This is a genomic window from Protofrankia sp. CiP1_Cm_nod4 (assembly GCF_982290645.1).
This window is the reverse complement of the sequence record NZ_CEVIVC010000174.1, coordinates 1-9,161: the sequence shown is the minus strand read 5'-3', so window position 1 is coordinate 9,161 and position 9,161 is coordinate 1. Positions and strand designations below refer to the sequence as shown.

General features: G+C 69.9%; 7 protein-coding genes and 2 pseudogenes. 3 read left to right on the top strand and 6 right to left on the bottom strand.

Features of this window, described 5'->3' with window-relative positions; all coding sequences use genetic code 11:
* Positions 1 to 26: 26 nt before the first annotated feature.
* Positions 27 to 1,226 (bottom strand): DNA-methyltransferase, encoded by a 1,200-nt coding sequence (locus AC5LSR_RS21610; RefSeq protein WP_250285750.1) that lies wholly within the window; start codon positions 1,224 to 1,226, stop codon positions 27 to 29.
* A gap of 452 nt (positions 1,227 to 1,678) precedes the next feature.
* Between AC5LSR_RS21610 and AC5LSR_RS21605 the strand changes: the two genes are divergently transcribed.
* Positions 1,679 to 3,316, top strand: coding sequence for a flavin monoamine oxidase family protein (locus AC5LSR_RS21605; protein ID WP_250285751.1), 1,638 nt, complete (start codon positions 1,679 to 1,681; stop codon positions 3,314 to 3,316).
* Between the two features lie 313 nt (positions 3,317 to 3,629).
* Here AC5LSR_RS21605 and AC5LSR_RS21600 read toward each other — a convergent pair whose 3' ends face one another.
* From AC5LSR_RS21600 to AC5LSR_RS21585, 4 genes are read right to left on the bottom strand one after another with little or no spacing between them, the layout of a single operon-like run.
* Positions 3,630 to 4,466, bottom strand: a complete 837-nt coding sequence (locus AC5LSR_RS21600) for a PHP domain-containing protein (RefSeq protein WP_250285752.1) — start codon at positions 4,464 to 4,466, stop codon at positions 3,630 to 3,632.
* Positions 4,467 to 4,503: 37 nt separating this feature from the next.
* Complete coding sequence (locus tag AC5LSR_RS21595; RefSeq protein ID WP_250285753.1) at positions 4,504 to 6,009, bottom strand: site-specific integrase; 1,506 nt, start codon at positions 6,007 to 6,009, stop codon at positions 4,504 to 4,506.
* Entirely contained in the window at positions 6,006 to 6,344 is a 339-nt protein-coding gene (locus tag AC5LSR_RS21590) for a helix-turn-helix domain-containing protein (protein ID WP_250285754.1), read from the bottom strand. The genes AC5LSR_RS21595 and AC5LSR_RS21590 overlap by 4 nt, the downstream gene beginning before the upstream one ends.
* Positions 6,341 to 7,417: a tyrosine-type recombinase/integrase gene (locus tag AC5LSR_RS21585; RefSeq protein ID WP_250285755.1), complete on the bottom strand. Its 1,077-nt coding sequence runs from the start codon at positions 7,415 to 7,417 to the stop codon at positions 6,341 to 6,343. The genes AC5LSR_RS21590 and AC5LSR_RS21585 overlap by 4 nt, the downstream gene beginning before the upstream one ends.
* A 373-nt stretch (positions 7,418 to 7,790) precedes the next feature.
* Between AC5LSR_RS21585 and AC5LSR_RS21580 the strand changes: the two are divergent.
* Both AC5LSR_RS21580 and AC5LSR_RS21575 read left to right on the top strand, forming a co-directional pair.
* A pseudogene (locus AC5LSR_RS21580) lies at positions 7,791 to 8,303 on the top strand (transposase family protein); the annotation flags it as partial.
* Between the two features lie 5 nt (positions 8,304 to 8,308).
* Entirely contained in the window at positions 8,309 to 8,551 is a 243-nt protein-coding gene (locus AC5LSR_RS21575) for a Wadjet anti-phage system protein JetD domain-containing protein (protein WP_493468907.1), read from the top strand.
* A gap of 30 nt (positions 8,552 to 8,581) precedes the next feature.
* Here AC5LSR_RS21575 and AC5LSR_RS21570 read toward each other — a convergent pair.
* Positions 8,582 to 8,818, bottom strand: a pseudogene (locus AC5LSR_RS21570) (IS1634 family transposase); the annotation flags it as partial.
* Positions 8,819 to 9,161: the final 343 nt, after the last annotated feature.

Here is a 9,161-nt window from a genome sequence, read left to right as displayed (position 1 = left end):
CGACTCCGCCCGCAAAACCCGCCACATCAAGCAGCTCGCGGATCATGCGGGCGTACGGCTGCAGTACGAGTAGCTACCTGCCGGGCAACCGCTCTGGTTCGCTGGTCAGGACCCGCCGTAGATGCCGCCACGGCTCCGGCTGCAGCTGGCGTCGCCGACACCTCGGGCGAAGCCTGTGCCTCTCCAACCCGACCGGCTGCGATCTTCGTCCGTGCCTTGACGATCCGCGCCTCGGCCAGCGCCGCATACTCCGGGTTCAGCTCGATCCCCACCCACTCCCGGCCATGCCGCTCGGCCGCCACAGCCACCGTGCCGGCGCCCAGGAACGGATCGAGCACCACGCCTGGCCGGAAGCCGACTTGGCAGTCGCAACTCGGGCGCAGCTCGCCGAGCACGGCCAAGTGGCCGCGCCGGCGGGCCGGTTCCCGCGTCCACGGCTTCCCGCAGCCCACGCACACCCGCTCCGGGCAGCTGGCCAGCAGCGGCCGCTCGGCCAGCGCGATCGGGAAGGTCGCGAAGTGCGCCTCCCGGTAGCCGGCGGTGGCCAACCACCAGACATCGCCCGGGTTCTTGCCGAGCGGGTGGCCGGTGAGGCCGTTGACCTTGAGGCTGCCGAGCCCGGTGTTGCGGTTGGTCCGCCGGGTGCGGTTGACGGTTGCCACGGCCGAAGCCGGGGGATAGGCCCGGCCGGTGGCGCTGGCCTGCGGTGGTTGGGCGCTGCGGTGCGGCACCCGGATGGCATCAAGGTCAAAGAAGTACGACCGGGCCCGGGTGAAGCTGTAGACCACTTCGTAGCTGGCGCTCAGCCGGTCCCGGATGCTTGACGGCATCGGGTTGGTCTTGGCCCAGATGACCTTGTTGCGCAAGCGCCAGCCGTCGGCCAGCAGGCTGAGGGCCAGCCGTTCCGGGCCGAGCAGCAGGCTCTTGACCGGGGCGCCTTCCCGGGGATGGCGGGCGTAGCCGTCACCGAGGTTCAGCCACAGCACGCCGCTGGGCTTGAGCACCCGAGCGACTTCGGCTAGGACGGCGCGGAGGTCGGCCACCCAGCTGGCAACATCGGCTTCCAGGCCGATTTGCCCGGCAGTGCCATAGTCCCGCAGGCCGTAGTACGGCGGGCTGGTGATGACACAGTCCACGGAGGCCGGCGGCAGGTCGGCCAGACGGGTGCGGGCGTCGCCAAGGAGGATGGTGTTGCGCCAGGGATCAGCCTGGTGAGCGCCGCTCATGGGCGGCCTCCGCGGTGGCGGGCCGCTTGGTCGTGAAGATCCGGTTCGTCGGGTTCGTCGTTATTTTCGTTATCTTTTATTACTTTGAGTAGCCATTTAAGGTCGTTGAGGAGGTCAAGATTTTTGGAGTAGTGGTGGAGGAGGTCCACCCCCGTGACCTGCGCGAACAGGCCACGTAGATGCGCCGGCCCGGCCGGCCGCCGCGGATATCCCGCGTGCCCGGCCCGACGCCGCTCCGCCCGTCATCACCCGGTCTGGGTGATGACGGCCTCGGGGATCAATGGAACCGTGGTTAGCGCTGAGATTGATCATGGCGCAGGCCGTTTCATAGGTGGTCGCTCGTGAAACGCTCCGCCACTCGGTGGCCCACCTGCGGGTTTCTGCACCGGGCAGTTCGCAGGGGCCGGGCGAACCGGGAGCGGCACCCTTGCGCCCGACCCGAAAGGTGATCCATGACCACGCGCACGCCGACTGTCCCGTCCGCACAGGCACTCTACGCAGCTATGTCCGGCCTCGCCGGCCCGCTGAGCTCCGGCGAAGGCGCCGCGCCGGACTTCGCCGCCGCACCACGCGCGGCGGCCGGCGAGGAGAAGTCGGTGCTGATCCTCGGCGCGGGCATCGGCGGACTGACCGCCGCCTACGAACTGGGTAGGCTCGGCTACCGGTGCACGGTCCTGGAGCCGCAGTCCCGAACCGGCGGCCGCAGCCGCACCGTCCGCAACGGCGACAAGCTGTACGAACTCGACGGCGAGGGCGGCAGTCTGGAGCTGACCCACACCTGTGCCTTCGATCCGGGCCTGTACCTCAACCTCGGCCCCGGCCGCATTCCGTACCACCACCGCCGGGTGCTGAAGTACTGCACCGACCTCGGGGTGGCGCTGGAGCCGTACGTCATGGAGACCACGGCGAACGTCGTGCACCGCGCGGGCCACACCCCGCCCGGCCAGCCCTGGCGCAACCGGCGCGTCGCCAACGACACCCGCGGCCACCTCGCCGCGCTCCTGTCCGCCACCCTGACCGGGGACGACGAGTTCACCGGCCTGCTGCGGGACCTGCTGCGCAAGTTCGGCGACCTGGACGAGGAGGGTGAGTACCACGGCTCCACCCGCTCCGGCTACGCCGAGCCCCTCGACGTCCACGAGCACCCCACGCCCGCGCCCCCGCTGCCCCTGTCCGATCTGGTCACCTCGGAGTTCTGGAAGCACCGCTTCTACCAGCCCGTGGACTACATGTGGCAGGCCACGATGTTCCAGCCGGTCGGCGGCATGGACAAGATCGTCCACGCTCTCACCGAACGGATCACCACCGAGTATGGCGCGACGGTCCAGCTGAACGCCGAGGTCACCTCGGTCGACCTGACGGGCGACGGCGTCAGCATCACCTACTACTCGGGGGGCCAGGAGCTGACGGCGTCGGCCGACTACTGCGTCAGCAACATCCCGCTGCCGGTGCTGAAGCAGCTCACGCTGACCGGCTTCTCCACGGAGTTCCGCAACGCCGTGGAAGCGGTGGACTTCGCGCCGACATGCAAGGTCGGCTGGCAGGCCAACCGCCGGTTCTGGGAGGACGACCACAACCAGATCTACGGCGGCATCAACTTCACCGACCACCCCATCACCCAGTTCTGGTACCCGTCCAACGACTACTTCTCCAAGACGGGCACCCTCACCGGGGCCTACAACTTCGGTGAGAACGCCAAGGAGACGGGCAAGCTCGCGCCGGACGAGCGACTGCGCCTGGCCCGAGACGGCGCGGCTCAGCTGCACCGGGAGTTCCTGGAGAAGACCACCGTGCCCCAGGACCTGGGCGTCACCATCGCCTGGCACAAGGTGCCCCACCAGCTCGGCGGCTGGGCCGACTGGGACCCGGCCGACCCCGACCACCAGGTCGCCTACAAGCAGCTCCTCCAGCCCGAGGGTGACGGCCGCTTCTACGTCGTCGGTGACCAGGCATCCCCGCTGCCCGGCTGGCAGGAGGGAGCCATGATGTCGGCGCAGTACGTCGCCGCCCAAATCCTCGGTCTCCTCCCCCGCACCGCCCCCGAGACCGTTCAGGTCCCGGACGCCGTCTTCCTGACGCAAGGACTCTGACCACGGCATTCGCGCGGGGCCCGGTCCGTTGCCGTCCGGGCCCCGCGCGACCTGCTGACCGCCAGGTCCGCATGCCCAGGTAACCTGCCTTACTTGGCTTACGGTCGCCCAACGCCCTGACCTGGGAGAACAGGCCGTACCACCAGATAACGCTGGAACGGCCCGCGAGACTGGCAGGATCGCGTGTTCGGGTGGCCTGTATTCCCAAGATCGAGCCGTTGACCGTCACTGGTTGTGAGGGCTTGCGGGGTGTGGAGACCGCTCGCGTGCGGGCGGCCGGCGGGCGAGGCAGGACTGGCGATCGCCCGACGGGTCAGCTGCGGCCCCAGAAGGCATGCGGATCTGGGCCTGGGCGGAAGCCCGAAGCCTCAGCCATGCGCGCGGCGTCGCGGAAGCCTCGGGCGAGTGCGCCAGGGTCGTGGGCGTCGCTGGCGAAGGTGATGGCCTGGCCGCCCTCCTCGTGCCACCAGGCCAGCACCTGGCGGTGCAGCGGGACCCGCGTGTTGACTTCGAGGACCTTGTCGGCAGTTGCCAGGCAGCGCAGCACGTCGCGGTACTCGTCCTCGAAGTCGTCTGGGTCGTAGGGCCTCGCGTCCGCGGGCCAGGAGCGGACCGGGTAGTCGATGTGCGCGAGGACGTCGAACGCCGCGAACTGCTCGATCAGGCGCATGGTCTCGGACAGGTAGGCCCGCACGACCTTGTCCGGTTGCTGATCGATGTACTGGCGGGAGACCTCGGTGAAGCCGGAGCCGTCGGCGGCCGGCGCGGAGTGGATCGAGGCCAGTACCCGCTCGAAGGGACCCATGCCGAGCAGCGTCTCGGCGCGGGCGGTGTGCCAGTGAGGTTCGCTCAGCTCGATGCCCGACAGGATGCGCAGCTCAGGATGGCGTTCCCGGCACGACGCCAGGCATTCTCGGTAGCCGTCCAGGTCGAGCGGGGGCGGAGTCAGGACGCCTTCGGCGAGCAGAGGGCGCCACGCGTCTGGGACCTCCTCGTCTGGTTTGTGGGTCCAGGGAGTGAGGTCAGCATGTTCGGTGAACGCCACCGAGGGCAGCCCGAGTTCGAGCGCACGTAGACAGGTATCTTCCATCGACCCCGCGGGCGCGTCCCATGACCACTGGCTGTGCACATGATTGTCCGGCGGCAGCATGACTCTTCTCCTTCGACCGTTGCGGCGACGCGGCGAGCTATCTGGCGGTCGGCGTCTGTCTGCCGTGGTCACCTGGGGCGTAGTGGGTCCAGGTTCCGCCGGCGTCGGCGCGGTGCCACTGGGTGGTGGTCGGGTGGTAGCCGAGGGCCTGGGCGACGACCGGAGCCGGGGCCTGCAAAACGAGCTGGCGTAGCGCGGCGGTGCGGGCGGCCTGGTTCGGGATCCCGAGAGTGCGGATGTGGTCGAGCAGGCTGCCGGGGTGCATCGGCTGGCCGGCGCGGCGGCCGGGGAACAGCCAGCGGCTGTCCGGGTTTGTGGCGGTGTTCATGTTGCTCCGCTGGGCCGCGGCGGCCAGGAGGAGAGCGGCGAACGGTTCGGGCACCGGGACGGGCGGGTCGCCGAGCCGTAGCAGGACCTGGCCGTCGTCGGTGGTGATGTCGTCGACGGTGAGGCGCACGATCCGGCTGGCGGGCTGGGCGTAGAGCAGCATCAGGCAGGCCGCCGCGCGGGTCGACGACGTGCCGGTCTCGCTGGTGAGGACGGCTTTCACCAGGTCGAGGCGGTGGCGTTGGGTGAGTGGCTCGGCGCGGGCGATCCGGAGGCGGGGCAGGTCGCGGTGGGGTAGCTGGCCGCTGCTCATCGCCCAGGTCAGGAACGCCCGCAGGGAACGTTTCGCGTGGTCGAGGTGGGTGGCGTGCCAGCCGTCGACGTCGGCTTGGGCGAGGGTGGCCGGGGTCCGGCCGCGTTCGTCGAGCCAGGTCAGAAACAGGCGGGCCTGGGTGAACTGCTCTGCCGCCGTCTTGCGGCTGTGCGTGGTCAGCGGGCGCGCTGCCGCCCGGTGGCGGAGCCGGGGGAGCTGCGACCAGGTCGCGAACTGGCGCAGCAGCCGGGCATGGGGCTGGCCGTCGAGCTCGGTCAGTTGGCGGTGCAGCCAGGTCTCGTGGTGCAGCAGCTGCTTGTCGACGGTGGGCAGCGCGCCGCAGGCCATCAGCAGGTCGCGGAGGTAGGCGACGGTCCGCCAGTTCGGCAGCGGGTGCAGGGCCTCGTGCGTCAGCTCGATGCGCCCGGCGGCCAGGTCGGCGAGCAGTTCGCGGACCCGGGCATTGCGCAGCCAGGCCAGGCCGCTTTTCGGCCTGGGCATCGCGCGCACCGCGTCGAGCAGCGGCATCAGCGGTGGGCTGACGTTCCCTGTGCCGTCGTCGAGGGCGGTGGTGAGCTGGTCGGTGAGGGTGCAGCGTTCGCAAAGCCGGCCGCCGAGCAGCAGGCCCTCGAAGCCGCAGCGGGAGCAGAAGAAGTCGCGGGTGATGCCGGCGCAGTCCCGGCAGAGCGCTGTCCCGTCGCCCCGGCGGCCGGGCAGGAGACGTTCGGCAGCGCAGCCGGGGCAGCGGCCGTAGGTCCGGGCGGCCCGGTCGTAGCAGCTGCGGCAGATCGGCCCGTCCGACCAGTTCGCCGACAGAGACGCCCGCCGGGCGCAGCGTGCGCAGACGCGGATGTGCCAGCGTTCGTACTGCTCAGCGGTGTAGCGGCCGGTCCGGGCCGTCACTCGGGGCGCAGCCGGGCCCGCTTCGGCCGGATCTCACCGGCCAGGTCGACCGGCGCCGGGCCGTCGCCGACGGCCGCCCGTCGCGGCGCGGCGTTGACCGCGCGGGTCGCGATGAGCTCGGCCGGGGTGACCTCAAGGATGTCGCAGAGCGCGGCGAGCACCGGCAGCGAGAGCCGTTCCGGGGTTCCGATGACGATCCGGTGGACCTGCGAGGCCGACAGGGTGATGCCCCGTTCGGCGAGCAGCGGGACAAGGTCGGTGATGGTGAAAAGGCCGCGGGTGGCCATCACCTCGCGCAGCCGCCATTGGTAGCTGACCTGCCGCCTGACCGTCATCGCGCCTTCTCCGTCGGCGTCAGAGCCGCGGCCAAGGTCTGATCGAGCGCGCGGCGCAGAGTGCGCGTCCGGAAGTCCGAGGACACGCAGGTATAAATCGCGGTCGTCGAGGCGTGCTCGTGGCCGACCTGCTGCTGGACGAACAGCGGGTCGTAGCCGTCCTCGATCAGGTGGGTCACGTAGGAGCGGCGCAGCGCGTGGACGTCGAGGGCCTGGTCCAGGCCGAGGGCGTCGCGGTAGGTGGCGAACCGGGCGTTGATCTGCGTCAGCGCGACCCGCGGGGCCCGCTCGGACGGCCAGAGAGCCGGGCCGCCGTCCGGGGCGAGCAGCAGCCGGAAGTCGCTCACCCACTCGTCGAGGATCTCAGGGGTCCAGGTCCAGACGGTCAGCACGCTGCGCCGTTTCGGCGGCGAACCCTTCGAGGCCTTGCCGAACCGGACCTGGCAGACGCCGTAGTCGCTGAACTCGGGGCCGTGCGGGTTGCGGCCGAAGTCGGCGAGGTCGAGCATCCGCACCTCCCGGCGGCGCAGCCCGTAGGAGTAGGCGACCTTGAACAGCACCGCGTCACGGAACGCCGGCAGCCAGCCCTTGCGCCCGGCCGCGCGGATCCGGCTGACCTGCTCGTCTGCGTGATCGAAGAACGCCTGCAGCTCGTCGAGCGTGAACGCCCGCTTGCCCGGGTCGCTCTCGGCCTGCTGAGCGTGCACCGCGGTGTTCCACTCGTGGCAGACCTGCACCGGGTGCGAGCCGAACTCCTGCTCGCAGCGCTGCGCCCAGCCGTAGGCGGGATCGGTCGTGTAGGCGCAGAACAGCCGGACCGCCTCCTGGTAGTTCCGCAGCGTCGAGCGGCGCAGGTTCCTCACCGCCCGCAGATCGGTGCACCAGTCGTCGACCATCGCTGCCGTCCAGGCCCAGGGATACGCCTCCGCGTGCCGAGCGAACGCCCGTACCGCGCGGACCCGCCCCTCGACCGTGCCCGCCGCCAGATTGCGGGCCGTCTGCTGACTGGCCCAGCCCTCGATCATCGCCGCGAACACCTGCTCGTCCGCCCGCAGCAGCGGCACCCCAGCCACGAGGTACAACCCCGCTGCTCCCGCGACCGACTCCCGATCCGCCACCTACCGTAACCCCCAACCCATCCGCATCCGATGCAGAATCCTTGCATTTGATGCGAAACGGCCGATCAGGGGCCCGCGCGCAACCGTGCGGCGCGCCGTGAGACGATGATCCTCCGCGTTCCGGACCCATAAAAGCCCAGGCCACGGCCCCTCGGTGCAACCTCGTATGCAGGGTGACGCGTGTTCGCATCCGATGCGATTCGCGCTAGTTGGAGCATCGGAACGGAAAGTCCCGCTAAGCCGCTCGCGGGCGGTCCGCTAGACGAGTAAGTCCGAACGCTGGGCGGGCGGTGATCGTGAATAGAGAGAGGGCTTCCAAGATCGAGTTGTGACGCAAGACCTGGAAACCCTCCTGACCGCACTCTATGTGAAGATCGACGACCGGATCGGAGGGAGGCGACGAACAGGCCGGCCGCCCACGCTGAGCGACTCCGAACTCGTCTGCCTCGCGGTCGCCCAAGCCCTGCTCGGCCACCGCTCCGAAGCACGCTGGCTACGCCACGCCCGCAAACACCTGGCCGGGATGTTCCCGTACCTGCCGGGCCAGTCCGGCTACAACCGGCGGCTGAAGACGGCGTTACCGCTGGTCAAGGAGGTGATCAGGGTGCTCGCCGTCGACAGTGACTTCTGGTTCGACAACCACTGGATCACCGACGCCACCCCGGTGCCGTGCGGGATGTCCCGGCCGACCGTGAAACGCTCGGAGCTGGCCGGCTGGGCCGGCTACGGCTACTGCGCGTCGCACTCCCGGTTCTACTGGGGGCTCAAGCTCTACCTGGTCTGCACCCCGACGGGCATGCCGATCCTGTGGGCGCTGGCCAACCCGAAGACCGGGGAACGGTGCTCATGGACATGGTGACGTTCGAACGGTACGAGCGATTCGGTACCTCACTCGATCGCCGCAGCACACCGCTCGGCCCCGGCAGACGCCGCGACGTACCGTACCTGACCGCCGACGAACGCGCCATGTACGGTGCCCTTACCGACCCCACCTGGGTACGGCATCGACGCCTCGAACAGGAGCGCATCCCGCTCGCGGATGCACTCGCGGCACTGCGACTACTTCAGTCACGCGACTCTCTCGTGTAGCTGCAAGCCCGTCACAGCTTTATCCACCCTGGCGGCCACGGCGTGGGCGAAGCACAGCGCGGCGGGCCTGCCGCGGTAGCCGCCGTGGCGGGCGCGGAGCAGGGCACGACGCATCGTCTTCTCGCTCGCCGGTGCGGCGCCGAGGTCCGTCAGGACCCTGCCGGTGTCCAGAATCGAGGTCGGCTCCACCAGCTTGGCGATCACCAGGTTCCGGAACACCTCGTCCTGGAGAGCGTCGAACCCCAACGAGGTGAACATCCCGGTCAGCCCGTCGAGGAGAAGCGCGGCGCGTTCGATGGGCACGTTGCCTCCGGGTCTGGGCCGCATGGCGTTGGTCGTAGTCGTACGAGGTCCCGCCTGCGGGTCGCCGTGCGAGCGGGTCGGTGCGGTCTTGGCCAGGCCGTCGACCGGAGTGACGCGGCTGGCTCGCGCGATGGCCGGGCCGCAGTACACTCAGGTACTGAACCCTCTGCCCCGAAGGGGACATGTCGTGACCTATCGCCTGGAGATCGTCAGCGAGGTCCGGGAGTGGCTGCATGACCTACGTCGAACAGACCGAAGCACCGCGATCCTCGTCGGACAGGCTGTGACCGCTCTTCTCGACGAAGGC